Below are 25,060 nucleotides of genomic sequence, written 5' to 3' on the forward strand. Positions count from 1 at the left end.
GAGCAACGCCGCGTAACCCGTACCCTGGGAAGCATGTCTGAGACGAAGCGTGTCCTGCTCGCCGAACCCCGCGGCTACTGCGCTGGTGTCGACCGTGCGGTGGAGACGGTCGAGCGTGCCCTCGACAAGCACGGCGCTCCCGTCTATGTGCGCAAGGAGATCGTGCACAACCGGCACGTCGTGGAGACCCTCGCCGAACGCGGTGCGATCTTCGTGGGTGAGACCGACGAGGTGCCCGAGGGCGCGATCGTCGTCTTCTCCGCGCACGGGGTCTCCCCGCTGGTCCACCAGACCGCCGCCGAGCGCAACCTGCGGACCATCGACGCGACCTGTCCGCTGGTCACCAAGGTCCACCAGGAGGCCAAGCGGTTCGCGCGCGACGACTACGACATCCTGCTGATCGGCCACGAGGGTCACGAGGAGGTCGAGGGCACGGCCGGTGAGGCCCCCCAGCACATCCAGTTGGTCGACGGCCCCGACAGTGTGGACTCGGTCACGGTGCGCGACGAGTCCAAGCTCGTCTGGCTGTCGCAGACGACCCTGTCGGTGGACGAGACCATGGAGACGGTCCGGCGCCTGCGGGAGAAGTTCCCGCTGCTCAACGACCCGCCCAGCGACGACATCTGCTACGCCACCCAGAACCGTCAGGTGGCGGTGAAGGCGATGGCGCCCGAGTGCGACCTGGTGATCGTCGTCGGCTCGCAGAACTCCTCGAACTCGGTGCGGCTCGTGGAAGTCGCGCTGCAGGCGGGCGCGAGGGCCGGCCACCTGGTGGACTACGCCCGTGAGATCGACGAGTCGTGGCTCGAAGGTGTCCGCACCGTCGGTGTCACCTCCGGCGCCTCGGTGCCCGAGGTGCTGGTCCGCGGTGTCCTCGACTATCTCGCCGAGCGGGGCTACGGCACGGTTGAGACGGTCAACACGGCCAACGAGACGCTCACCTTCGCGCTGCCGCGCGAGTTGCGCCCGGCACGTACGTAGAGCGGACGTCGACGCCACCGGCGTTGCGCGTGTCGCGGCGAGGTCAGAACTCGTCCGGGTCGAGCTTGCGCACCCGCCGATGAGGTAGAGCGATCGCCAGGACGGCCGCGATGACGATCGCTGCGCCCGCGCTCCCGATGATCGCCACGTTGCGGGCGCTGTGATCGGGCGGCCGCGCCACCGGCGGGGCGGCGATCGGCGCCGACGCACGGTCCGGCTGCTGATCGGCGGGCAACTCGGCGGTGAGGGCGGCGACCGGGTCGACGACGCCGTGCCCGATCCGCTGGTCGCGTCCGGTACCCGGCGAGTGGGCGGTCTCGATGATGCGGTCCATCACCTCGCGCGCCGACAGCTCGGGAAAACGCGACCGGATCAATGCGGCCGTGCCCGCGACGTACGGCGCGGCGAAACTGGTGCCGATCAGGGGAACCGGCCCGGCGTCGCTCTCCTGCGCCGACGCCAACCGTCGCGAACCGCGGCGGCTGTCCAGGCTCACGATCTCGGTCCCCGGGGCCGCGACGCTCACCCATGGCCCGTGCAGGCTGAAGTCGCTGGGAGCGCCGGTGTCGGCGTCCACGGAGCCCACGGTCAGGACGTACGGCGAGTACCACGCGGGGCTGGCGATGGTGGAGACCGACCGCCACCCGTCCGGATCGTCGGCGGCGGGGGACGGATTCTGGTTCTGGCAGGCGCCGTCGCGGGTCAGGTTGCCGGCCGCCACGACCACCACCACGTCGCGGTCGTAGGCGTGCCGGATGGCCGCGCCGAGCGCGCGATCGTCGACCGATTCCGACGCGGGAGCGCACGCCACCTCGGAGATGTTGATGACGGTGGCGCGCAGGTCGACCGCACGCACGATCGCATGTGCCAGGGTCCGGATCGATCCGTACCCCGACCCGACCACCGGCGCGCCGTCGTCCCGGGCGCGATCGTCCTTCTTCTGGAACGCGCTGCTCGACTGGCGGATGGCGATGATCGACGCCGCGGGCGCCACGCCGGCGAACGCGTCGGAGGCGCTGGGCCGGGCGGCGATGATGCCGGCCACCAGGGTGCCATGGGCGTCGCAGTCGTCGAGCCCGCTGCCGCCCGAGACATAGTCGCCACCGGCGACCACACGGCCGAGCCGCGGATGCGGTGTCACCCCGGTGTCGATGACCGCGACCCGTTGACCCTGCCCCCGGCTGAACCGCCAGGCTTCGGGGAGGTTCATCATCGACTGTGCCGCAGTCGGTTTCGACACGTTTCGAGTCAGTTCCGCGGTATTGCACAGATGCCGCTGCTCGGTCGGTTCCGGCGGTGCGACAGGAGCCGACCGGATCAGGGCGCCGGGATCGATGCGCGGCGGGGTCACCGCCGCGGCCGGCGACGCCGACGCCGCGATCAGCGCTGCGACCAGAGCCGACCCGAACATCCCGGCGCTGCGGATGCGCATGTCGCGCATCAGATCTCGCGGACCATACGATACAGATCGAGCAACCAGAGCAGCAGCGGCACGATGAGCGCGACGAGGATGTACTCGCCGATCTCCGCCCAGCGGCGCATCACGGGGGAGAAGTCCTGGTTCGGCGCGACGACACCGAAGACGAACGCGGCGATCACGACGAGGACGCCGAGCGCGAAACCGATGACCGGCCACCGGTCGTCGCCGAAGGCGAGCCCGGTGATCAGCGTGACCACGACGAGCGAACCGCCGACGATGAGGATCCCGGCCTGGAACAGATCGCTGTGGGACCGGCCTCGCAGGCACAGGACGACGCCGATGATCGCGGCGTACACGGCGTTGCGCCATTCGAATCCGGCGAGCGGGGATGCGGTGAGGACCGCCGCGATCGCGGTGATGACGGTCAGGCCGCCGACGATCCCGGTCAGATAAGCGTTGGCCAGATAAGAACGACGTTCCAGCGCATCGGCTTTCGGCAGCGCGGTCGCGCCGATCGCCCCGATGCCCTCGATGGCCGGGCGCGGTTCGATGTCCTTGACGTCGATGGCGGCGCCGGCCGTCGGGACCGGGGGCAACGGGAGTTTGGCGAGCAGGATGGTGGTGCGGGGCGCGAGTCCGATCAGGAGGAGGCCGACCGCGGCGATGACGGCGGCGACATCGGGCACCGGTGCATCGATGAGGAGCCGGGCCCCGGAGCCGGCCGCACCGAGCAGGGCGGCGCTGGTCACGGCGCTGTGCGCAGTCGCGCCGACGGCGGTCATGCGGTAGCTGACGACCGCGGCGACGAGTGTGAACGCGAAGCCCAGGGTCAGGTGGGCGGCCCCGAACGATCCGGGCGTGAGGATCATCCCGGTGACCAATGCCATGGGTGCCGCGCACAGCGACAGGACGGTCGAGGTCTGCTCGTCGCGGTAGTACCGGGACACGATCGTCGAGGCCGTGACGAAGCCGACGACCGCCAGGCCCGACAGGCCGGCGAACCACAGGGCGCCGGTGTCGGACCGGATCGCGGCCAGCGATGTCGCCGCCGCGACCGCGGCGACGAGAGCGAGTGCGTAACCGACGCGGCGAGCGGCGGCTGCGGTCCAGTCGACGAACTGGGATTCGTTGAGTCGGGCGACGGCGTCGACCACGTCGTCGAACAGCACCGGGGACTCCCCGGTGCGCGTCGAGGTCAGCAGGAGCAGGTCGCCGTCGCGGATGCCCGACTCCGACAGCGACCGGTGCAGCGGGAGCGGTTCCTGCCCGACGAGGGCGAGCGTCCATTTGTTCTGACGGTCGTGCGGGCGTCCGGGATTGCGCGCGTCCGCGTCGGGATCGTCGGGGTCCGACCGTGCGGGATTGCGCGATTCGATCTGGGCGACCAGATCACCGATGAGTCCCGCGACGGGGATGCCGGCGGGGAGTCCGACGTCGAGCTGGGTGTTGCCGCCCAGTACCGACACCCGTACGAGTTGGGGCTCGACGGCCGCCTCACTCCGCCGACGGTCCCCGGTGTCCGCGTCGGCGGCGCTGGTCGGGTACCCCGGTGCGAATCCGTCCACAGACGACATCAGGTCAATCCTCCCCCTGGGTTCAGCAGCTAACATAACCAACCTCAGCGGGTTCGACCGCCCGGGGATACACAGCGCGACATGTCAGGGGGGACGTGTGGTCACGACGACCGAGGGTTTTGTGCGTCGGCCGCGCATCACACCGCCACGCACACCCGGCGGCGAGGTCAACATCCAGGCGCCACCGGATGTACCGCGGGTGGTGCCGGGCAATCTCCTGATGAGGCTGCTGCCGGTGGTGATGGTCGTCGCGGTGGTCGGCATGGTGTCGCTGATGGTCGTCACCGGCGGACGCAACATCCTGTCCAACCCGCTGTTCATGATGTTCCCGCTGATGATGCTGATGTCGATGTTCGGCATGTTCGCCGCGGGCGGGCGCGGCGGCGGCAAACGCGCCGGTGAACTCAACGAGGAGCGCAAGGATTACTTCCGCTACCTGGGCCAGCTGCGCAGTCAGGTCTTCGAGACGGTCGACAACCAGCGTGCGGCGCGCACCTGGAGTCACCCGGATCCGCGTGCGCTGCTCGACGTGATCGGCAGCAGGCGGATGTGGGAACGCCGCCCGAGCGACGCCGACTTCGCCCATGTGCGGGTGGGTGTGGGCGTCCAGCGCCTGGCCACCCGGCTCATGCCGCCGGAGACCGGGCCCCTCGAGGACATCGAGCCGGTGTCGATGGTGGCCCTGCGCCGGTTCGTGCGCACGCATTCCGCGGTGTACCGCCTGCCGACCTCGATCTCGTTGCGCGGCTTCCCCGCCGTCAACATCGAGGGCGCCCGGCAGGAGACCCGTGAACTCATCCGGTCGATGATCGTGGAGCTGTGCGCTTTTCACGGTCCCGATCACCTGCACATCGGCATCGTCACCGGTGATCCCGCGGGGGAGGCCTGGGACTGGGCGAAATGGCTTCCGCACGTGGGACATCCGACGCTGCGAGACGGTGTCGGCGCGATGCGGATGATCTATCCGACGCTGGCGGACCTGGAGAACTCGATGGCCGCCGACCTTCTCGAGCGCGGCCGGTTCAGCCGGTCGGCGCCGCCGAACGCCCATCGCGCACACCTCGTGGTGATCATCGACGACGGGTACGTCGCCGGCGACGAACGGATCATCAACGACGCGGGCATGGAGGGGGTCACGATCCTCGACCTGACGGCACCGCCGGACGGTCTCGCGGTGCGGCGCGGACTGCAACTCGTCGTCCGCGGCGGCAAGGTCTCGGCGCGCAGCGCGGCCGGTGTCGAGGAGTTCGCCGACATGGACTCCCTCACGATTCCCGAGGCCGAGGCGATCGCCCGCCGCATGGCGCGTTACCGGCTGGCCACCGCGGCGACGCTGGCCCACCTCGAGTCGGAGGCGACCTCGGCCGACCCCGGCCTGCCCGCGCTGCTGGGCATCGACGACGCGGCGCGGTTCGATCCCGCCACCGCCTGGCGTGGCCGCACCGGCCGGGAGCGCCTGCGCGTGCCGATCGGTTACACGCCGACCGGCGCGCCCGTCGAGATCGACATCAAGGAGAGCGCGCACGGCGGCATGGGCCCGCATGGCTTGTGCATCGGCGCCACCGGATCGGGCAAGTCGGAGTTCCTGCGCACGCTGGTGCTGGCCATGCTGGCGACCCACTCGCCGTCCGAGCTGAATCTCGTGCTCGTCGACTTCAAGGGCGGCGCGACGTTCCTCGGTCTGGAATCCGCGCCCCACGTCGCCGCGATCATCACCAACCTCGAGCAGGAACTGTCGATGGTCGACCGCATGAAGGACGCGCTCTCCGGTGAGATGAACCGGCGCCAGGAGGTGCTGCGGGCGGCGGGCAACTACGCCAACGTCGCCGACTACGAGCGTGCCCGCGCCTCCGGGGTGCGGCTCGATCCGCTGCCCGCACTGTTCATCGTCGTCGACGAGTTCTCCGAACTGCTCTCGCAGAAGCCGGATTTCGCCGAACTGTTCGTCGCGATCGGACGACTGGGCCGTTCGCTGCACATCCACCTGCTTCTCGCGTCGCAACGCCTCGAAGAAGGAAAACTGCGGGGCCTGGACTCGCACCTGTCCTATCGGATCGGTCTGAAGACCTTCTCCGCCAACGAATCCCGGTCGGTTCTCGGTGTGCCCGACGCGTATCACCTGCCGAGTGTGCCGGGTTCGGCGTACCTCAAGTGCGACTCGGCCGACCCGATCCGGTTCAACACCTCCTATGTGTCGGGTGCCTACTACTCGCCGACGGTCACCGAGTCGTCCGATCCGAGCACCACGGCGCCGCTGCGACGCGGGAACCTGAAGGTGTTCACCGCGCTACCCGTGCCGTTGGACGAGGGTGCGTCGCGGTCCCTGCTCGATCAGGCCGAGAGTCTGCTCGACGAGGAGCCACCCGCCCCCGAGGTGCCCACCGACTTCGAACCGGTCTCGGCGCCGGTGCCCACGCTCATGGAGACGATCGTCGACCGCCTGGGCGGCGCCGGGCCGCCGGCGCATCGCGTGTGGCTGCCGCCGCTGGACTCCTCGCCGACCGTGGAACACCTTCTCGGTGAACGGGACTGGTCCCAACCCGCGGTTCCGGGAAACCTCACCGTCCCGATCGGTGTGGTCGACCGCCCCTACGATCAGCGACGCGACCCACTCGTCATCGACCTCGCGGGTGCCGCGGGCAACGTGGCGGTGGTCGGCGGTCCGCAGTCGGGCAAGTCGACGACGCTGCGCACGATCATCCTGTCGGCCGCCGCGTCCCACACGCCCGAGCAGGTGCAGTTCTACTGTCTCGACTTCGGCGGCGGCAGTCTGGCCGGACTCGCCGGGCTCCCACATGTCGGGTCGGTCGCCTCGCGCGGCGACATGGACGCGGTCCGACGGACGGTCGCCGAGGTCGCGGCCGTGGTCCGGTCCCGCGAGCTGCTGTTCGCCCGGCTGGGCATCGAGTCGATGCGCGACTACCGGGCCCGGCGGGCGTCGTGGTTCCGGTCCGGTGTCACCTCGTCGACAACCGACCCGCTGGCCCAGGACCGGTTCGGCGACGTGTTCCTCGTCCTCGACGGCATGAACGTGCTGCGGACGGAACTGGAATCGCTCGAGGAACAGATCACCGCGATCGTGGCCCAGGGGTTGAGTTACGGCGTGCACGTCATGGTCACCGCGTCCCGGTGGGCCGAGGTTCGCCCGGCGGTCCGCGACCTCATGGGCACCCGCATCGAGCTGCGCCTGGGTGATCCGATGGATTCCGACATGGGGCGTCGCGCCGCCGCGCTGGTCCCGCAGAACCGTCCCGGCCGCGGCCTGACCGGGCAGGAACTGCACATGCTGATCGCCCTGCCGCGCCTCGACCCGGTCAGCAGCGCCGAATCGCTGCCCGCCGGCGTCGCGCAGTCGGTGGAGAGACTGACCACCGCCTATCCGGGCCGTGCGGCGATGGCCGTGCGCAAACTGAGCACCGAGATCGACTACGCAGCGGTGCAGCGCGCGGTCGCCGACGCCGGGCTGACGCTCGCACCCAACCAGGTCGCGATCGGTGTGGGTGAGCTCGAGCTCGCACCGGTGGTCCTCGACTTCACCGCTCAGCCGCACTTCATGGCCTTCGCCGATGTCGAGCACGGCAAGACCAACCTGCTGCGGACCATCGTGACCGGCCTCGTCGCCGGCGCCTCGCCCGAGCAGGTCAGGATCGTCTTCGTCGACTACCGCCGCACCATGCTGGGGATCATCGACGGCGACCATCTGGCCGGGTATGCGAGTTCGCCCGACCGCGCGGCGTCGATGATGACGGAGCTGGCGGCCTACCTGAAGAACCGGATGCCGCCCGAGGACGTCACCGTTCAGCAGCTGCGGGACCGTACCTGGCTCGAGGGCCAGCCGGAGGTGTACGTCGTGGTCGACGACTACGACATGGTGGTGACGTCGACGGGCAATCCGATGCTGCCGATCATCGAACTGGCCTCGCACGCCCGCGACATCGGACTGCACGTGGTGCTCGCCCGACGCTCCGGCGGTCTGGGACGGGCCATGTTCGACCCGCTGATCGCACGCCTCAAGGATCTGTCGTCGGACATCCTGTTGATGAGTGGCGACCGTGACGAGGGATTCATCACCGGGCGGTCACGACTGCAGTCGCTGGTACCCGGCCGCGGCGAACTCGTGTCGCGCATCCGGCCTCAGGAGATGATCCAGGTCGCTCATCTCCCGGTCGGCGACTAGGACGGATTCGACGATGACGGGAGCGGGTGGGGCGCCGGGATCGGACGTGGGACCCGCGCACCGGTCAGGACCGCGGGACCCCCGCCCGGCCGTCGTCGACCTCGCGTTCGGGTCGCCACTGATCTGGGAGCCGGCGGGCGGTCTGCGCCGGGTGGACCGCGACGTGCGGATGTTGCTCGAGTCGGTGGATCACATGAGCGTCGTGGTCGACGGCCGGCGTGACCACCTGCGGCAGGCGTGGCGACGGGTCTTCGCCGACCTCGGCCTGCCCGCGGGCCGGCCGCTGGTCGTCGGGCACCCGAGTACCTGGGGACCGCGTCGCGTGTCGACTCTCGCGGACCTCGGCGACGCGGGCGCACCGGTGTCGTTGCTGCCGCGGGCGGTTCTCGTCGCCCGCAGTCACGCCGACCTCACCGTGCAGCGCTGCGCCGTCGTCGAGACCACCCACCTGCCGCGGCCGCCGGCCGACCCCGCCCGCCCGCAGCCGTCATGGTGGGACGTGCAGATCGTGGGCCGGGGTCCCGACGGCTGGGCCGTCGAACGCTCCGGGATCCTCCGTCCCGGGGCCGATCATCCGTCCACCCCGGTCGACGGCGAGGGGATCCACGTCATCGACGACTCGGTCGAGGCCGTGTTCGTCGACGGGGAGGCCCCTGATGAGGTGTCCGCGGCGATCGACGTCATCTCCGCGCACGCGGTCGCGGGACGCGTCGTCGCCGTCGACCGCGGTCTTCTCGTCCGGCTCGGGCACCGCACCGGCGGCGCCGCGGACGACGCGGTGGACCTCGGGCGCGACCCTCGCCCGCCGGACTCGCCGCCGGTCGGCGGCACGAGACGGCGGTCGCGTTCACTGCTCGCCGCCGCGGTCGTGGCGGTCCTCGTCGTGAGCGGAGCGGTCGGGGTGGGGCTCTGGCAGCGCGAACCAGCGTCGGGTGCGTCGTCGGCGGATGTCCGCCTCGGGCGCGCGACGCTCACGGTGCCGGGGGACTGGCGCCAGGCCGACCAGGACACCCCGAGCGATGCGGCCGACGACCCGTCGACCACCCGCGCGGTGTTCGTCGACCCCGACGACGGTCGGCGCATCATCGCCGTGCTCACCGAGGTGCGCGAGGGTTCCACCCTGGCTTCGGTGGCCGGTAGCCTGCGCAACCGGATCGAGCAGCGCGGTGACGACGTCGTCACCGAGTTCTCCGCCACCACCCGCTTCGCCGGCCGCGACGTCATCGGCTACCGCGAGGCACCGGCGTCGGGTGGCGCGATCCGCTGGTACGTCGTCGTCGACGACGGCCTGCAGGTCTCGATCGGCTGCCAGGCGGGTACCGCGGCCGAGCCGGCCGAGACCGAATGCGCGGAGGCGGTCCGGTCGGTCCGGGTGTCGCCGTCATAGGACAGGCCGGCGCCGTTTTGAATCTGGCCGGAGGCCGGTGCCGTTTTGACCCTGGTCGGAGGCCGGTGCCGTTTTGACCCTGACCAGCACGGTCGCGTAGCCTGGATCGCTGGTGCTCGGCACCTGGTGCGCACGTGTGTGTCCAGGTCAGCGGAGGCCCGGGTCCCCACTGGTCGCCGGGAACAACCTCTGCCGTGCACCCGACCAGCACCCACAAGACAAGAGTTGAGGACAACTGTGCCTACCTACACCCCGAAGGCCGGTGACATCACGCGTACGTGGCATGTCATCGACGCCGAGAACGTGGTGCTCGGCCGGCTGGCCGTGCAGGTCGCGAATCTGCTCCGCGGCAAGCACAAGCCGACCTACGCCCCGCACATGGACGGCGGCGACTTCGTCGTCATCATCAATGCGGAGAAGGTCGCGCTGACCAGCAACAAGGCCGATCGCAAGCTGAACTACACGCACTCGGGGCATCCCGGTGGCCTGAAGTCCCGCACCACGACCGAGCTGCTCGCCACCTACCCCGAGCGCGTCATCGAGAAGGCCGTCAAGGGCATGCTGCCGTCGACCAAGCTCGGCCGCGCCATGGCGTCGAAGCTGAAGGTCTACGCCGGCCCGAATCATCCGCACGCGGCCCAGCGCCCCGTCCCCTTCGAGATCAAGCAGGTGGCCCAGTGAGCAACGAGAACATCAACGAGGCCGTCGAGGCCGTCGAAGAGGCCGCTGTCGCCGAGGCTGCTGTCGAGGTCGTGGAGGCCGTCGAGGTCGCCGCTGACGACTACGAGACCGCCGCTGCCGAAGACGTCCGCGAGCCGATCGTCATCGATCGTCCGATCCAGACCGTCGGCCGTCGTAAGGAAGCCGTCGTCCGCGTCCGGATGATGCCGGGCGCCGGTGGGTTCACCCTCAACGGTCGCTCGCTGGAGGAGTACTTCCCCAACAAGGTGCACCAGCAGCTCATCAAGGCGCCGCTGGTCCTCGTCGAGCGCACCGAGTCGTTCGACATCTTCGCCAAGCTCGTCGGCGGCGGCCCCTCGGGCCAGGCCGGCGCGCTGCGTCTCGCCATCGCCCGCGCACTCATCGAGGTCACCCCGGATGATCGTCCCGCCCTGAAGAAGGCCGGCTACCTCACCCGTGACCCGCGTGCGGTCGAGCGCAAGAAGTACGGCCTCAAGAAGGCCCGCAAGGCGTCGCAGTACTCCAAGCGCTGATCTTGGCACGCCTTTTCGGAACCGACGGCGTCCGAGGCCTGGCCAACGCGGAGCTCACTCCCGAGCTCGCGTTGCGCCTGGCCTCGGCCGCCGCGGTCGTTTTCGCAGAGAGTTCCGCGACCGAGTCGCACCGTCGTCCGCGTGCGGTGGTCGGACGTGATCCGCGCGCATCCGGCGAGATGCTGGAGGCAGCGGTGTGTGCGGGGCTCGCCGCCACCGGAGTCGACGCCGTCTGTGTCGGCACGGTGCCGACCCCGGCGGTCGCCTTCCTGACCGCGGACTATCACGCCGACTTCGGGGTGATGATCTCCGCGTCGCACAATCCCATGCCCGACAACGGGATCAAATTCTTCTCCGCCGGCGGGCACAAGCTCGACGACGACGTCGAGGACCGCATCGAGGCGGCGATGGATGACGACATCATCCGTCCGATCGGTGCCGCGGTCGGACGCATCGTCGCGGCGCCCGATGCCGGCGATCGCTATCGGCATCACCTCGCCCAGGCCATCGACACCCGGCTGGACGGGCTGACCGTGGTCGTCGACTGCGCGCACGGCGCGGCGTCGGAGCTCGCGCCGCAGGCCTATGCCGACGCCGGGGCGACCGTCATCGCCATCCACGCCGAGCCGGACGGCCTGAACATCAACGCCGACTGCGGGTCCACACACATGGACAAATTGCAGGCGGCCGTGCTCGAGCACGGAGCCGACCTCGGACTGGCTCACGACGGGGACGCAGACCGTTGTCTCGCAGTCGATTCCACCGGTCAGATCGTCGACGGCGACGCCATCATGGCGGTGCTCGCGACGTCCCTGAAGGATCAGGGCAAGCTCCGCGAAGATGTGCTCGTGGCCACGGTGATGAGCAATCTCGGCCTCCACATCGCGATGCTCGAGGCCGGGATCACCGTGCACACCACCGGGGTCGGGGATCGGTATGTCCTCGAGGAGCTGCGCCGAGGCGGTTATTCGATCGGCGGTGAACAGTCGGGTCACATCGTCGTCCCTGGTTCGGGTACGACGGGTGACGGAATCCTGACCGGGCTCATGCTGATGGCGCGGATGGCCTCCACCTCCGCCCGGCTCGCCGACCTGGCGGGCATCGTCACCGTGCTGCCCCAGGAACTGATCAACGTGCGCGTCGCCGACAAGCACGCGGTGTCGCAGTCGCAGGCGGTCCGCGAGGCCGTCGCGGCCGCCGAGGCCGAACTGGGCGAGACCGGCCGAGTCCTGTTGCGGCCGTCGGGAACCGAGCAACTGGTTCGCGTGATGGTGGAGGCCGCGACCGCCGATCAGGCGTTGTCGGTGGCCGGTCGGCTTGCCGATGTCGTCCAGGGAGCCGGGGCGTGACCGGTCCGACGCCGCGGGCAGTCTTGTTCGACTTCTCCGGCACCCTGTTCCGCTTCGAGGCCCGCGACGAGTGGTTCGCCGACCTGCGTGACGACACCGGCGCCGAGTTCGACCGCGACCGCCAGGCGGACATCATCCGGCGCATGGTCGCACCCGTCGGCCTGCCGGACGGCATCGTCGGGGACGATCGGCATGCCTGGGAGTCCCGGGATCTCGATCCGGCGTTGCATCGCACCGGGTACCTGGCGTTATTGCGCGCAGCCGGCATGAGCAATGCCGACCATGCGAACGCGCTCTACAACCGAGTGCTCGATCCGTCTTCCTGGGTCCCGTTCGCCGACACCGTCGCGGTGTTGCAGAAGCTCAGCGCCGCACAGGTTCCGGTCGGGATCGTCAGCAACATCGCCTTCGACCTGCGCAAGGTCCTGGCCTTGCAGGGCGTCGAGGATCTCGTGGCCGCATTCGCGCTGTCGTACGAGGTGGGGGCGATCAAACCCGACCCCCGGATCTTCCAGGCCGCCCTCGACCCGCTGGGCGTACCGGCGGACGAGGTGCTGATGGTCGGGGACAGCGAGACCGCCGACGGCGGAGCCCGCGCCCTCGGATGTTCTTTCGCGCTGGTGCACGACGTCCCGGCCGCCGAGCGGCCCACCGCTCTGCTCGATGCCGTGACCTCCCACGGCATCCGATTCCGCGACTGAGTCGAACCCGAGCCCGGCCCGGGTGCCCTGCTCGCGCACCTCTGCCCGGGCGCCGTCGACAGGGCGCACTGGCGGCGCGGGCGGGGGTGGGCGACAATTCCCTGCGGGTTCGGCGCTCGGATGGAACCGTCGAGCGCCGCTGTGCGTCCTAGTGTGCAGGACGCGGGTTCGCGCCCGGACGGAGCCGGCGCTCCGGTCGAGCACGTCGGGAAGGGGGCGGCATGAGCGTCAGCGGGGGAGACGATGGGTCGCGCCGTGTCTCCATGGACACCGCCCAGGTGACCGCGGTGTCGGCGTACTACCGCAGGTCAGCCCTGGTGTTGTCGGCAGTCGCCGACGACCTGGCCACCCACGACTTCGGGGCCTGGGCGCGTGACTCCGGCACATCGGGTCAGGACTCCGTCACGTTCGGTCCGTCGGCCGCGGTGTACGCCCGGATGAGTTCGACCCTGACACGCCGCTTGCGGGTGCAGGCCGCGGCCGCCGCGGCGCTGGCCGGCTCGCTACGCAACAGTGCGCTGGCGATGGCCGACGGGGACGTCGATGCGGCGGTCGAGATCGCGCGAGCACTGCCCGCCGCGGGAACGGACGTCCGGTGAGGCGCGGCGCGGACTCGCTGTCGGTGCTGAAGTCCGACGCCCGGGACGGGGTCGAGGCCCTGATCGAGCTTCTGTCGGCCGGGCGCCTGATGGGGGTCGGCGCTCCCGACGACGCCACCATCCGCAACGGACTCCGCGTCGTCGACGGGTTCGACATCGCGGCCCTGTCCGCGGACAGTCACGTACTGCAGTCGGCGCACCGCGCCGTGTCCGAACAGCTCCACCACCTCCCCGAACAACGGGTCCGCCTCGACGACGGCTGGAACAGTGAGTCCGCGGCGGTGGCAATCGCCACGGTCATCGATCACCAGCGTCGTGCGGAGTCGGACCTGCACATCCTGCGTACCCTCACCGAAGCCACCTCGGCCGCGGCGTCGGGTATCGACCGGCTGCTGCGCACCTTCTATCTGACCCTTGCCCGGTTGACGGCACCGACCGCTGCCGGGGTGCCGCCCGCCGAGCTGCCGCGGGCGGTGCTCACCGGCCGGGTGCCGATGGGGGTGGCGATCGAGGACATCTCGTCGAGGCTCGCCCTGTTCACCACGTCGCTGGAGACCACGACCCGGGGCGTCGCCGGGATCCTCGACCTCCTGAACCGATCCGTCGACGGCATCGACGACGAGGCGTATCCGGTGGATGCCGAGAGCCCGCGCGATCCGCCGGTGCCCCCGGCGGGCCGGCCGGCCGTGGCGGTCACCGGGCCGCCGCCCGCCGCGCCCGCATCCGCCGCCCACGCCTGGCTCGCCGAATCGACCACCACCGCCCCGGCCACCACCGCCGCGCCCACCGATGACTCGACCACCGACGGCTCGTCGCGGGAGATCGGGGCCGCCACCGCGGCCGCCGTGTCCGGGTCTGCGGTATCGACTCCGCCACCCGAACCTGTCGAGGCCGCACGCGTCCACCGCGAACCCGACGACAGCGTCGACATCCCGTTCCGGCTGGGTGGCGCCGAGGGACACGAGCCGCCTGGGGCGCCGGCCGCCGAGGGGGCGACCGGTGCGAGCGCGGTGACCATCGACAACCGAGATGCAGAACGGGCGTCGTCTGAACCGGTTGTCTCGGAACCTGCTGCGTCGGAACCTGCTGCATCGGAATCGGATTCACCGAGCACGGAGGCGCCGGTCTCTGATTCTGTCGCGCCGGATTCGGGGTCGACTCCCGCGGCCCCGGCGGACAGGTCGTCGGGAGATCTCGCATTGGCAGGTGACCAGTGAATCTCGCCGACCAGATCGAGGCACTGGCCCGCTCCAGCACCGCGGGCGTCGCGGAGGCATCACACCTGTTCTCCGCGCGACAGCGGGATCTCGAACTCGCGATGGACGACCACCGTCGTCGCGCTGTGCGGTCGGAGACACAGCGGCTGCGCGACGACCTCGAGAGCGCCGCCGACGCCGCCGACGCCACCCCGGGCATCATGTTGCCGGCCGACGTGGCCGACGCCAGTCCCCATCTGCCGCCGCCGAACACATAGGCTGTCTGCTGTGCCAGGCAAGAAGCAGCAGAAGCCGACGCAGTCGCCCGCGAAGCTGATGTCCGCGCTCGCCCGACGCGGCCCTCATCGCGTGTTGCGCGGCGACCTCGGGATCGTCGGGACGCCGGGTGTCGTGTTCACGCCCGCCGAGGGCGAACGACTCCCGGCCGTCGCATTCGGCCACGGGTGGATGACGTCGGTCGAGCGATACCGCGACCTGTGTCATCACCTCGCGTCGTGGGGGATCGTCGTCGCCGTCCCCGCGGGTCAGCGCGGCCTGCTGGTGTCCGACGACGCGATGGCCGCCCAGTTGCGCTCGGCACTGTCGATCGTGACCCGGGTCCCGCTCGGTTTCGGCGAGATCACCGTCGACCCGCGCAAGATCGGGTTCGCCGGCCACGGCTTCGGAGCGGCCGCCGCGGTGCTGGCCGCGTCGGAGGGCGTGCTGCACGGCCAGCCGCAACCGCAGGCCCGGGGAGTGGTCGCGCTGTTCCCGGCGCCGACGACCTCCTCGCTGCTGCCCGCGGCCCGGCGGGTGAGTGCTCCGGGACTCATCGTGTCGGCGATCGGCGAACTCGACACCATCGACGGCAACGCGCTTCCGCTGGCGCAGTCGTACGGATCGGAGTCGACGGCCGACCCCCGGCCCGCCGCGGTGCTGCGTACCCCGCCGGGCGCCACTTCGCGCGGACTGGTCGAGCACCGGTCCATCACATCCCTGCTCGGCGGCAACGGCGCCGACAAGAAGACCCACACCGCGGTACGTGCCCTGACCACCGGGTTCCTGCTGCACACTCTCGACGACGACAGCCGGTACGAGGCCTTCGCCGACGCCGACACCGTCCTCGGGAAGGTGCCCGCGGTGGATCTCGACGACCCGCCGGAGATCCAGGACAAGATCGCCAAGTTGCTGGGCGCGAAGGAACGCAAGCGCCGCCGCGCGGCGAGCCCGGTGCCCTCCGGTGCGCCGAACGCAGTGGTGCCCGACACCATCGAGTGACGGCCGTGCCGGCGTACCCGGTCGGGGCCGGTTGTGACCCCGGCTCGGGACCCGACGCGGCGCGCTGCCACTCCCGCGTCCGCAGGTACCCTGACTAGCTATGTGTGGAATCGTGGGATACGTGGGGCGACGCGATGCCCTGGACATCGTCGTCGACGCGCTGCGACGGATGGAATACCGCGGATACGACTCGGCGGGCGTCGCGATCCTCGACGGCGAGGGAAGCACCGCCATCCAGAAGAAGGCGCTCCGACTGGAGAACCTGGAGAAGCAGATCGCCACGGTCGGCCGCGAGTCGCTGTCGGGAACCACCGGGATCGGACACACCCGCTGGGCCACGCACGGCAAGCCGACCGATCGCAACGCGCACCCGCACGCCAGTGACGACGGCAAGCTCGCCGTCGTGCACAACGGCATCATCGAGAACTACGCCGAACTGCGCGCCGAGCTCGAGGAGGACGGCGTCGAGTTCGCGTCGGAGACCGACACCGAGACCGCCGTGCATCTGGTGTCGAAGTACTACGCCCTGGGTCCGACCGCCGGCGACTTCGTGGCCAGCGCCTACGCCGCGCTGCGTCGTCTCGAGGGCGCCTTCACCCTCGTGTTCACCCACGCCGACCACGCGGACACCATCGTCGCGGCTCGGCGGTCGACACCGCTCGTGGTGGGTGTCGGCAAGGGCGAGATGTTCCTCGCGTCGGACGTGACGGCGTTCATCGAACACACCCGGGATGCAGTGGAACTCGGCCAGGACGAGGTCGTGGTGATCACCGCCGACTCGTACACGGTCAGCGACTTCGACCAGAACGTCCGGGCGGGCAAGCCATTCCACATCGACTGGGATCTGGCGGCCGCGGAGAAGGGCGGCTACGACTTCTTCATGCTCAAGGAGATCGCCGAGCAGCCGCGCGCGATCGCCGACACCCTCCTCGGGCATCTGCAGAACGGCCGCATCGTGCTCGACGAGCAGCGCCTGACCGACGATGACCTGCGTGACGTCGACAAGGTGTTCGTGGTGGCCTGTGGTACCGCCTATCACGCCGGTCTGCTCGCCAAGTACGCGATCGAGCACTGGACCCGGCTCCCCGTCGAGATCGAACTCGCCAGTGAGTTCCGGTACCGCGACCCGGTGCTCGACCGGTCGACGCTGGTCGTGGCGATCTCGCAGTCCGGTGAGACCGCCGACACGCTCGAGGCGGTCCGGCACGCGAAGGACCAGAAGGCCCGCGTCCTGGCCATCTGCAACACGAACGGTGCGCAGATCCCCCGGGAATCCGACGCGGTTCTGTACACCCACGCCGGCCCGGAGATCGGCGTCGCGTCGACCAAGTGCTTCCTCGCACAGATCGTCGCCGCCTACCTCGTGGGGCTCGCGCTGGCGCAGGCGCGGGGCACCAAGTACGCCGACGAGGTCGCTCGCGAGTTCGCGGCCATCGAGGCGATGGCCGATTCCGTCGCGCAGGTGCTGGACACGATGGAACCGGTGCGCGAACTCGCTCGCTCGCTGGCTCACCACAACACCGTGCTGTTCATCGGCCGCCATGTCGGTTATCCGGTGGCGCTCGAGGGCGCGCTCAAGCTCAAGGAACTCGCGTACATGCACGCCGAGGGCTTCGCGGCTGGCGAGCTCAAGCACGGGCCGATCGCGCTGATCGAGGACGGACTGCCGGTGATCACGGTCATGCCGTCCCCGGACGGCCGCGCGGTGCTGCACTCCAAGATGGTCAGCAACATCCGCGAGATCCAGGCCCGCGGCGCGCGCACGATCGTCATCGCCGAGCCCGACGACGTCGCCGCGCGTGCCGTCGCCGACGAGTTCATCCCGATCCCGAAGACGCCGACGCTGCTGCAGCCGCTGGTCTCGACCGTGCCGCTGCAGGTGTTCGCGGCGAGCGTTGCCCAGGCCCGTGGGTACGACGTCGACAAACCACGGAACCTGGCCAAGTCGGTGACCGTCGAATAGTCGACCGGCATGCCGATCCGGTATCTGACGGCTGACGAGGTCCGCGACGCCGAGCGGGCCTCGGGGGACCTGCTCACCGGCGGCGTCCTGATGCGCCGGGCGGCACACGGGGTCGCCCAGGTGATCGCGGCGGAGCTGAACCGGACCGGCGGTTGCTACGGACGGTCGGTCGGCGTTGTCGTCGGTGCCGGGGACAACGGCGGCGACGCGCTGTTCGCCGGCGCCGAATTGTGCCGCCGCGGAGTGCGGGTCGATGCGGTCCTGCTCGCCGCGGACAGAGCCCACTCCGCCGGCCTGGCGGCATTCCGCGCCGCCGGCGGGCGGACCGGTGAGCGCCTGCCCGATGCACTCGACGTCATCGTCGACGGCGTGGTCGGCCTCGGTGGCCGGGGTCCGTTGCGGACGAAGGCCGCCGAGATCTTCGCGGGTGTCGATTCGGAGACCGTCGTCGTGGCGGTCGATCTGCCGTCCGGGGTCGATGCCGACACCGGCGAGGTCCACGACCCGGCGGTTCGTGCCGACCTCACGGTCACCTTCGGGGTGCGGCGTCGCGCGCACCTGCTCGCCGCGCCGCAGTGCGGGCGAGTCGTCCTGGTCGACATCGGCCTCGACGACGTCCTGCCCGAGACGGGCCGAGGCGGCGCACCGACCCTCAGCTCCCTCTCCGACGACGAGATCGACTGGCCCACACCTGATCCCGGGGACGACAAGTACACCCAGGGGGTTGTCGGGATCATCGCCGGATCACATCGGTATCCCGGCGCCGCCGTCCTCGCGACCGGCGCGGCGGTGACCGCGACGTCGGGCATGACCCGATTCGTCGGGTCCGCGCACGCCGAGGTGGTGGCGCGGTGGCCGGAGGTCGTCGCGACCCCCGACCTCGCCGACGCCGGACGTGTCCAGGCGTGGGTCCTCGGCCCCGGGATGGGTACCGATGATGCGGCCGCGGCGACCCTGCGCACGGTTCTGGGCACCGACCTGCCGGTCCTCGCCGACGCCGACGCACTGACCCTCATCGCCCGCGATCCGGGGCTCGTCGACGGGCGGACGTCGCCGACCCTGCTGACACCCCATGCGGGCGAGTTCGCCCGGTTGACCGGCACCGAGCTGGGCGCCGACCGTCTCGCCGCCGTCGCCGGTCTCGCCGCGAGGTGGAGCGTGACGGTGCTGCTAAAGGGGCGCATCACGCTGGTCGCCGACCCGACGGGTCACGTCCTCGGCAACGACGCCGGGTCGTCGTGGGCTGCGACGGCCGGGGCCGGAGACGTGCTGTCGGGGATCGCCGGGGCGCTGCTCGCCGCCGGGAGATCGCCCCGGATCGCCGGTGCGGCGGCCGCGCGCGTGCACGCCCGGGCGGCCGAGCTCGCGAGTGGTGGCGCGCCGATCGGGGCGTCGGCCCTGCTGTCGGGGCTGCGTCCGGCGATCCGCGAGTTCACCACGCGGTCAGCACGAACACGAGTGGATACAGCGCCGTCAGCGCGGTGAAGGCGGTGACCGACGACAGCACGATCGCGTCGGCGACGGTGCCCGCGCGCCGCAGCGCGCCGTGCCGGATGCGCTGGGTGAACGAGATGGCCAGTCCCGCGCACGCGGCGATCGCCGCGACGACCCCGACGCCGAAGGCGATCAGGGCCGCGACGCCGTAGGCGTCGGCGGGTTCGCCGGCCATCGCATGGCCGAGGGCGAGCAGGAAGAGAACCCCGGCGGTGACGAACGCCACCCAGGCGATCGCATTGGCGGTCCATGACGACAGCGAGGCCCGCAGACCCGGACGGTCGGGGCCGGCGGACGGGATGACCGGATCGACGGGGGAGAAGGCGGCGAGGTCGTGGACGCGGGGCGGGGGCACGAGGTCGGCGGGGACGAACACGGCGGTGGCCTGCGGATTCGGGGTGTTGTACATGATGACTTCCGTGGGTGCGGCGACGGTCGGGACTGCGTTGGCGTCCACTCAACCGTCCCGGCCGACGCTCCACATCGGTGTGATTACTCAGACCCCGTCCGTAGAACGTCGCCCACCTCTCGCTGCAGGCAGCCGGGACGAGCCGTACCGGGCCATCTGGGACAATGAACGGCGATGACTTCCCCTGCTCTGACCGCGACCGTCGATCTCGCCGCGATCGCCCACAACGTCGGCGTGCTGCGTGCCGTGTCGGGTACCGACGTGATGGCGGTCGTGAAGGCCGACGCCTACGGCCACGGCGCACTCCCCGTGGCGCGAGCTGTGCTCGCCGCGGGTGCCACCGAACTCGGTGTCGCGCACCTCACCGAGGCCGCCGCACTCCGGGCGGCCGGCATCGACGCCCCGGTCACCGCCTGGCTGCACACGCCGGGTGCCGACTTCGCCGGTGCGATCACCGACCGCATCGACATCGCGCTCTCGTCGATCGCGCAGCTCGAGGCGGTGATCGCCGCCGCGCGGCGTATCGGACAGCCCGCCGTCGTGACCGCCAAGGTCGACACCGGCCTCAATCGCAGCGGCGTCGCGGTGGACGAGTGGTCCGACTTCGCGGAGCGGGTCGCGAAGGCACACGCGGACGGATCGGTGATCCTGCGCGCGGCGATGTGCCATCTCGCGCGCGGCGACGAACCCGAGCATCCGTTGAACGACGCCCAGGCGCAACGGCTCGACCTCGCGGTGGCCGATCTGGTCCGGCTGGGGGCGGCGCCGCAGGTGGTGCACATCGCCAACTCACCGGCGGCGCTGACTCGTCCGGATCTCGCCCGTGACCTCGTCCGTCCCGGGATCGCCGTGTACGGCCGCACCCCCGTGCCCGCGCAGGGCGACTTCGGACTGATCCCGGCGATGACGCTGACGGCGCGCATCGCACTCGTGAAGAAGGTCGCCGCGGGGCAGGGCGTGTCCTACAGCGAGACGTGGATCGCGCCGCGGGACACGATGGTGGCCGTGGTCGCCGCGGGATACGCCGACGGGGTACCGCGACTGTTGTCGGGCCGCATCCGGGTCCGGATCGGCGATCGGATGTTCGACGGCGTGGGCCGCATCTGCATGGATCAGCTGGTCGTCGATCTCGGACCGGACGGGGCCGGCGTCCGCGAAGGGGACGAGGCCGAACTGTTCGGTACCGGAGCCGCCGGTGGCCCGACCGCGAAGGACTGGGCGGACGCGATCGGCACCATCGACTACGAGATCGTCTCTCAGGTCGGGACGCGGGTGGTCCGTCGCTACGTCGGCGCGGGGGCCGTCGGGGTAGATTCCGAGGACACGGCGAAACCCGAGAACGCGGGGACCGGACAGTGAGCGGGGCACCACTGGTGGACGATTCCGAACGCGTCGGACTGCTGGCCGGGGTGGCGGGCATCGCCGCCCTGGGGGGCATGGCAGCCGTCGGAGCTGCGCGCAACATCGCTCGCAAGAGCGTGGTGGGCCGCCCGGATCCGCACGCCGATGTCGATCTCACGGCGCTCTACGGCGAGCGGGCGACCACGGTCACCACCGATGACGGCCTGGAGCTCGCGGTGCGAATCGTCGATCTCGGGACGGTGACGGCCGACTCCGCGCCCGACCTGACGATCGTGTTCGTGCACGGCTTCAGTCTTCGGTTGTCGAGCTGGCACTTCCAGCGCGAGCAACTGGCCGTGGAGTGGCGCGACCGCAACTACCGTCTGGTGTTCTTCGACCATCGCGGTCACGGGGAGAGCGATCCGGCTCCGACCGAGACGTGCACGATCGCGCAGCTCGCCGACGACGCGGCCGCCGTGGTCCGGGCCACCGTCCCGGTCGGACCCGTTGTCCTCGTTGGGCATTCGATGGGTGGCATGACCCTGATGGGCCTCGCCCGCCGCCACCCGGCGCTGTTCTCGACCCACGGTCCGGTCGCCGGGGTGGGTCTCGTGGCGACGGCATCGCGCGGTCTCACCGACGCCGGACTCGGTGAGGGACTGCGCAATCCGGTGGTGGATGCCTTCCGGATGAGTGTCCGCCGCGCGCCGCGCCTGGTGCAGGCCGGACGCGGGCTGACCCGCTCGGCACTCGAACCGGTACTGGTCGCGGCGAGTTTCGGGCCGACATTCTACAGTCCGGCGCTCGGCGCCGCGGTCGACAAGATGATCCAGAGCACGCCGATCGAGACCATCGTGAACTTCCTGCACGCGTTGGAGATCCACGACGAATCGACCGCGCTGCCGGTGATCGCGCAGGTTCCGACCACGGTCGTGTGCGGCGACCGGGACCGGCTCACGCCGCTGCGCAACTCGGTGCGGATGTACTCCCAACTCGGTGCCGACTCGCGCCTGGTGGTCGCCAAGGGCGCCGGGCACATGGTCCAGATGGAGGAGCCGCGCCTGGTGAGTGACGCGATCGCCGAACTGGTCGACCGCGCGCGGGTCGCGCTGCCGGCTCCGCGCCGGCGCTGGTGGAAGCGGGGCCGGGGATGAGCGGAGTGGGTCCCAGCGGTACCCGCGAGCTCCCCGACGTCGCGGACACCGAGGCCTTCGGCGCCGAGCTGGCGTCGACCCTGACCGCGGGGGACGTGGTCATCCTCGACGGTCCGCTGGGTGCGGGTAAGACGGCGCTGGCCCGCGGGATCGGGGCCGGGCTCGGCATCGTGGGCCGGGTGACCTCGCCGACCTTCATCATCGCGCGTGAGCATCGACCGGGCCGCCCGGACCGGCCGGGGATGGTCCACGTCGACGCCTACCGGCTCGGCGGCACCGGCAACGGTGCGGGGGTCCTCGACGAGCTCGACGCCCTCGACCTGGACTCCGACCTCGACGAAGCGGTCGTCGTCGTCGAGTGGGGTGAGGGGGTGGCCGAGCGCCTGGCCGACCGGCATCTCGTCGTGCGGCTGCGCCGGAACGTCGACACCGATGTCCGACATGTGGAGTGGGAGTGGGTGAGCGCCGAATGAGCGACGGTCTGGTGCTGGCGGTCGACACCGCCACCGATTCGGTGGTGGCCGGAGTGGCCGCCCTGCACGCCGGCGAGGTCCGGGTCCTGGCCGAACGTGCCGTCGCCGACCATCGACGGCACGCGGAACTGCTCACCACCCTCATCGCCGAGAGCCTCACCGAATCCGGCACCGCCCGAACCGATCTGACCGCGGTCGTCGTCGGCTGCGGGCCCGGTCCGTTCACCGGGCTGCGGGTCGGCATGGCGACCGGTGCCGCCTTCGCCGATGCGCTCGGGATTCCGGCGTACGGCGTGTGCTCACTGGATGCGCTTGCCGCCGAAGCGGATCGGGACGTTGTCGACGCCGGGTCACGGACTCTCGTGGTGACCGATGCGCGCCGGCGGGAGGTGTACTGGGCGCTGTACGAGGGTGGTCGGCGTCTGCGCGGTCCGGAGGTGGCCGCGCCCGCGGTGGTCGCCGAGGAACTCGCCCCCGACTGGTCTGCGGGACGGATCCGGGTGGTCGCGGGTTCCGCGGCTCATCTCGAGTCGGCCGGCTGGACCGGTGCCGCGCCTGCGATCGCGGTGCCGACGGTGCGCGGGCTCACCGCGGCCGCGGCCGCCGGCATCGGCGCCGGCCGGATGCCCGAACCCCTTGTCCCGCTGTATCTCCGACGCCCCGACGCGGTCGAGCAGAAGGATCGCCGGGCGGGTGCGGCGCGATGACCACACCCGAGCTGGTGATCGACGCCCTCACCTACGGCGACATCCCCCGCTGTGCGGCGCTGGAACGTCAGATGTTCGCCGACGACTCGCCGTGGCCGGCGGCGGCCTTCCGGGCCGAGCTCAACGCGCCGTACAACACCTACTTCGCGGCGCGGGAACGCGCGGGCGCCGACGTCATCGGTTACGCCGGGATCTCCCTGCTCGGACAGCCGGACGCCTGGGAATGCGAGGTCCATACCATCGCCGTCGATCCGGACCATCGGGGCCGGGGAGTGGGCAAGGCGCTCCTGGAGGCCATGCTCACCGTCGCCGACGAGAACGATGCCCCGGTGTTCCTCGAGGTGCGCACCGACAACGACGTGGCGATCGCGCTGTACTCGCGGCACGGCTTCAGCACCGCGGGTCTCCGGCGCAACTACTATCAGCCGTCCGGCGCCGATGCCTACACGATGTTGCGGCTCCCGGTGTCGGGCCGGCCGCTCGAACCGGAGGAGGGCCCGGCGTGATCGTTCTGGGCATCGAGAGTTCCTGCGACGAGACGGGTGTCGGCGTCGTCCGGTGGACGCCGGGCGACGGTGACACGCCGGGATTCGCGACGATGCTCGCCGACGAGGTGGCATCCAGTGTCGACGAGCATGCGCGGTTCGGCGGCGTGGTCCCCGAGATCGCCTCCCGTGCGCACCTGGAGGCGATCGTCCCCACGATGCGCCGGGCGCGGGAGGCCGCCGGGATCGACCGACCCGACGCCATCGCGGTCACGATCGGTCCGGGCCTCGCCGGTGCGCTGCTCGTCGGCGTGGCCGCGGCAAAGGCGTACGCGCTCGCCTGGGATGTGCCGCTGTACGCGATGAACCATCTCGGCGGTCACGTCGCGGTGGACACCCTCGAGCACGGACCCATGCCGGAGTGCGTCGCCCTGCTGGTGTCCGGCGGCCACACCCACCTCTTGCACGTCACCGACCTCGCCGAGCCGATCGTCGAACTGGGCACCACGGTCGACGACGCCGCCGGGGAGGCCTTCGACAAGGTCGCCCGTCTGCTCGACCTCGGCTTCCCGGGCGGTCCGGCACTCGATCGCGCGGCCTGCGCCGGCGACCCGGGTGCGATCGCCTTTCCGCGCGGGATGACCGGTCCCCGCGACTCGCGGCACGACTTCTCGTTCAGCGGAGTGAAGACCGCGGTCGCGCGGTATGTGGAGAAGTGCGGGCGCGACGGCGCGGAGGTGCCCGTCGCGGACGTGGCGGCCTCGTTCCAGGAGGCGGTCGCCGACGTGCTGACCATGAAGGCGGTCCGCGCGTGCGGTGACCTCGGGGTGGACACCCTGGTCCTCGGGGGCGGCGCGACCGCCAATTCGCGCATCCGGTCGTTGGCCCAGGAGCGCTGTGACTCCGCCGGCATCGAGCTGCGGGTGCCGAAGCCGCGGCTGTGCACCGACAACGGGGTCATGATCGCGACCCTGGGTGCTCATGTGATCGGCGGGGGAGCCGAGCCCTCGCCGCTGACCGTGGCGTCGGACCCGGCGATGTCGGTGCGCGTCAGCCAGCTGTAGCCGAGGGTGGCCGGACGGGTTCGCGGGGAGCGAACACGTCGGGGTTTTTGCAGCCTCCACCCTTGAGTGCTGGCACTCGCATGTATAGAGTGCT

22 protein-coding genes are annotated in these 25,060 nt (G+C 70.8%); 19 read left to right on the top strand and 3 right to left on the bottom strand.

Going from position 1 to position 25,060, the window contains the following annotated elements; translation table 11 throughout:
- Positions 1 to 33: 33 nt before the first annotated feature.
- Positions 34 to 981, top strand: coding sequence for a 4-hydroxy-3-methylbut-2-enyl diphosphate reductase (locus CA982_RS12060; protein WP_086535571.1), 948 nt, complete (start codon positions 34 to 36; stop codon positions 979 to 981).
- A gap of 43 nt (positions 982 to 1,024) precedes the next feature.
- Here CA982_RS12060 and mycP read toward each other — a convergent pair whose 3' ends face one another.
- Both mycP and eccD read right to left on the bottom strand, forming a co-directional pair.
- On the bottom strand, positions 1,025 to 2,422 hold the full coding sequence (mycP, locus tag CA982_RS12065) for a type VII secretion-associated serine protease mycosin (protein ID WP_086535572.1): 1,398 nt from the start codon (positions 2,420 to 2,422) through the stop codon (positions 1,025 to 1,027).
- Positions 2,422 to 3,975, bottom strand: a complete 1,554-nt coding sequence (eccD, locus tag CA982_RS12070) for a type VII secretion integral membrane protein EccD (protein WP_086535573.1) — start codon at positions 3,973 to 3,975, stop codon at positions 2,422 to 2,424. The genes mycP and eccD overlap by 1 nt, the downstream gene beginning before the upstream one ends.
- 97 nt (positions 3,976 to 4,072) lie before the next feature.
- Here eccD and eccCa point away from each other — a divergent pair, with 97 nt between their 5' ends.
- The 12 genes from eccCa (at position 4,073) to CA982_RS12130 (ending at position 19,324) form a co-directional block, all read left to right on the top strand.
- Complete coding sequence (eccCa, locus tag CA982_RS12075; RefSeq protein WP_086535574.1) at positions 4,073 to 8,152, top strand: type VII secretion protein EccCa; 4,080 nt, start codon at positions 4,073 to 4,075, stop codon at positions 8,150 to 8,152.
- 13 nt (positions 8,153 to 8,165) lie between these two features.
- Positions 8,166 to 9,539 (top strand): type VII secretion-associated protein, encoded by a 1,374-nt coding sequence (locus CA982_RS12080; protein WP_086535575.1) that lies wholly within the window; start codon positions 8,166 to 8,168, stop codon positions 9,537 to 9,539.
- 237 nt (positions 9,540 to 9,776) lie between these two features.
- Positions 9,777 to 10,220: a 50S ribosomal protein L13 gene (gene rplM / locus CA982_RS12085; RefSeq protein ID WP_058250710.1), complete on the top strand. Its 444-nt coding sequence runs from the start codon at positions 9,777 to 9,779 to the stop codon at positions 10,218 to 10,220.
- Positions 10,217 to 10,753, top strand: coding sequence for a 30S ribosomal protein S9 (gene rpsI, locus CA982_RS12090; protein ID WP_086535576.1), 537 nt, complete (start codon positions 10,217 to 10,219; stop codon positions 10,751 to 10,753). Before rplM ends, rpsI begins: the two co-directional genes overlap by 4 nt.
- A gap of 2 nt (positions 10,754 to 10,755) precedes the next feature.
- On the top strand, positions 10,756 to 12,102 hold the full coding sequence (glmM, locus tag CA982_RS12095) for a phosphoglucosamine mutase (RefSeq protein WP_086535577.1): 1,347 nt from the start codon (positions 10,756 to 10,758) through the stop codon (positions 12,100 to 12,102).
- Complete coding sequence (locus CA982_RS12100) at positions 12,099 to 12,803, top strand: HAD family hydrolase (RefSeq protein ID WP_086535578.1); 705 nt, start codon at positions 12,099 to 12,101, stop codon at positions 12,801 to 12,803. The genes glmM and CA982_RS12100 overlap by 4 nt, the downstream gene beginning before the upstream one ends.
- Before the next feature lie 221 nt (positions 12,804 to 13,024).
- Positions 13,025 to 13,402 carry a hypothetical protein gene (locus CA982_RS12105; protein WP_086535579.1) on the top strand — a complete coding sequence of 126 codons (378 nt, stop codon included), beginning with the start codon at positions 13,025 to 13,027 and terminating at the stop codon, positions 13,400 to 13,402.
- Positions 13,399 to 14,619 carry a prolipoprotein diacylglyceryl transferase gene (locus CA982_RS12110; RefSeq protein WP_086535580.1) on the top strand — a complete coding sequence of 407 codons (1,221 nt, stop codon included), beginning with the start codon at positions 13,399 to 13,401 and terminating at the stop codon, positions 14,617 to 14,619. Before CA982_RS12105 ends, CA982_RS12110 begins: the two co-directional genes overlap by 4 nt.
- On the top strand, positions 14,616 to 14,876 hold the full coding sequence (locus CA982_RS12115; protein WP_086535581.1) for a hypothetical protein: 261 nt from the start codon (positions 14,616 to 14,618) through the stop codon (positions 14,874 to 14,876). The genes CA982_RS12110 and CA982_RS12115 overlap by 4 nt, the downstream gene beginning before the upstream one ends.
- A gap of 10 nt (positions 14,877 to 14,886) precedes the next feature.
- Positions 14,887 to 15,876: a dienelactone hydrolase family protein gene (locus CA982_RS12120; RefSeq protein ID WP_086535582.1), complete on the top strand. Its 990-nt coding sequence runs from the start codon at positions 14,887 to 14,889 to the stop codon at positions 15,874 to 15,876.
- A gap of 100 nt (positions 15,877 to 15,976) precedes the next feature.
- The gene (glmS, locus tag CA982_RS12125; RefSeq protein ID WP_086535583.1) at positions 15,977 to 17,839 is read left to right on the top strand and encodes a glutamine--fructose-6-phosphate transaminase (isomerizing); all 1,863 of its coding nucleotides are present in this window, start codon (positions 15,977 to 15,979) and stop codon (positions 17,837 to 17,839) included.
- A gap of 9 nt (positions 17,840 to 17,848) precedes the next feature.
- The gene (locus tag CA982_RS12130) at positions 17,849 to 19,324 is read left to right on the top strand and encodes an NAD(P)H-hydrate dehydratase (protein WP_086535584.1); all 1,476 of its coding nucleotides are present in this window, start codon (positions 17,849 to 17,851) and stop codon (positions 19,322 to 19,324) included.
- On the opposite strand, the gene CA982_RS12135 is transcribed toward CA982_RS12130, so the two are convergent.
- Complete coding sequence (locus tag CA982_RS12135) at positions 19,272 to 19,790, bottom strand: hypothetical protein (protein ID WP_244176239.1); 519 nt, start codon at positions 19,788 to 19,790, stop codon at positions 19,272 to 19,274. The two genes, CA982_RS12130 and CA982_RS12135, sit on opposite strands and share 53 nt — an antisense overlap.
- 126 nt (positions 19,791 to 19,916) lie before the next feature.
- On the opposite strand from CA982_RS12135, the gene alr reads away from it, so the two are divergent.
- The 6 genes from alr to tsaD are packed head-to-tail and all read left to right on the top strand — an operon-like array spanning position 19,917 to position 24,966.
- Positions 19,917 to 21,101: an alanine racemase gene (gene alr / locus CA982_RS12140; RefSeq protein ID WP_086535585.1), complete on the top strand. Its 1,185-nt coding sequence runs from the start codon at positions 19,917 to 19,919 to the stop codon at positions 21,099 to 21,101.
- Positions 21,098 to 22,237, top strand: a complete 1,140-nt coding sequence (locus CA982_RS12145; protein ID WP_086535586.1) for an alpha/beta fold hydrolase — start codon at positions 21,098 to 21,100, stop codon at positions 22,235 to 22,237. Before alr ends, CA982_RS12145 begins: the two co-directional genes overlap by 4 nt.
- Positions 22,234 to 22,710: a tRNA (adenosine(37)-N6)-threonylcarbamoyltransferase complex ATPase subunit type 1 TsaE gene (gene tsaE, locus CA982_RS12150; RefSeq protein ID WP_086535587.1), complete on the top strand. Its 477-nt coding sequence runs from the start codon at positions 22,234 to 22,236 to the stop codon at positions 22,708 to 22,710. The genes CA982_RS12145 and tsaE overlap by 4 nt, the downstream gene beginning before the upstream one ends.
- Positions 22,707 to 23,417 (top strand): tRNA (adenosine(37)-N6)-threonylcarbamoyltransferase complex dimerization subunit type 1 TsaB, encoded by a 711-nt coding sequence (gene tsaB / locus CA982_RS12155; protein WP_086535588.1) that lies wholly within the window; start codon positions 22,707 to 22,709, stop codon positions 23,415 to 23,417. The genes tsaE and tsaB overlap by 4 nt, the downstream gene beginning before the upstream one ends.
- Positions 23,414 to 23,923 carry a ribosomal protein S18-alanine N-acetyltransferase gene (gene rimI, locus CA982_RS12160; protein WP_086535589.1) on the top strand — a complete coding sequence of 170 codons (510 nt, stop codon included), beginning with the start codon at positions 23,414 to 23,416 and terminating at the stop codon, positions 23,921 to 23,923. Before tsaB ends, rimI begins: the two co-directional genes overlap by 4 nt.
- Positions 23,920 to 24,966 carry a tRNA (adenosine(37)-N6)-threonylcarbamoyltransferase complex transferase subunit TsaD gene (tsaD, locus tag CA982_RS12165; RefSeq protein ID WP_086535590.1) on the top strand — a complete coding sequence of 349 codons (1,047 nt, stop codon included), beginning with the start codon at positions 23,920 to 23,922 and terminating at the stop codon, positions 24,964 to 24,966. Before rimI ends, tsaD begins: the two co-directional genes overlap by 4 nt.
- The last annotated feature ends 94 nt before the right edge of the window (positions 24,967 to 25,060 follow it).

The sequence above is a fragment of the Gordonia lacunae genome, assembly GCF_002149015.1.
Taxonomy (GTDB): domain Bacteria; phylum Actinomycetota; class Actinomycetes; order Mycobacteriales; family Mycobacteriaceae; genus Gordonia; species Gordonia lacunae.

Bases quoted from the DNA above. Each gene is read 5' to 3' on its own strand.
- tsaE (WP_086535587.1), top strand. From the start codon at position 22,234: ATGAGCGGAGTGGGTCCCAGCGGTACCCGCGAGCTCCCCGACGTCGCG.
- CA982_RS12060 (WP_086535571.1), top strand. From the start codon at position 34: ATGTCTGAGACGAAGCGTGTCCTGCTCGCCGAACCCCGCGGCTACTGC.
- eccD (WP_086535573.1), bottom strand. From the start codon at position 3,975: ATGTCGTCTGTGGACGGATTCGCACCGGGGTACCCGACCAGCGCCGCC.
- rimI (WP_086535589.1), top strand. From the start codon at position 23,414: ATGACCACACCCGAGCTGGTGATCGACGCCCTCACCTACGGCGACATC.
- CA982_RS12105 (WP_086535579.1), top strand. From the start codon at position 13,025: ATGAGCGTCAGCGGGGGAGACGATGGGTCGCGCCGTGTCTCCATGGAC.
- tsaB (WP_086535588.1), top strand. From the start codon at position 22,707: ATGAGCGACGGTCTGGTGCTGGCGGTCGACACCGCCACCGATTCGGTG.
- CA982_RS12130 (WP_086535584.1), top strand. From the start codon at position 17,849: ATGCCGATCCGGTATCTGACGGCTGACGAGGTCCGCGACGCCGAGCGG.
- glmS (WP_086535583.1), top strand. From the start codon at position 15,977: ATGTGTGGAATCGTGGGATACGTGGGGCGACGCGATGCCCTGGACATC.
- mycP (WP_086535572.1), bottom strand. From the start codon at position 2,422: ATGCGCGACATGCGCATCCGCAGCGCCGGGATGTTCGGGTCGGCTCTG.
- CA982_RS12080 (WP_086535575.1), top strand. From the start codon at position 8,166: ATGACGGGAGCGGGTGGGGCGCCGGGATCGGACGTGGGACCCGCGCAC.
- alr (WP_086535585.1), top strand. From the start codon at position 19,917: ATGACTTCCCCTGCTCTGACCGCGACCGTCGATCTCGCCGCGATCGCC.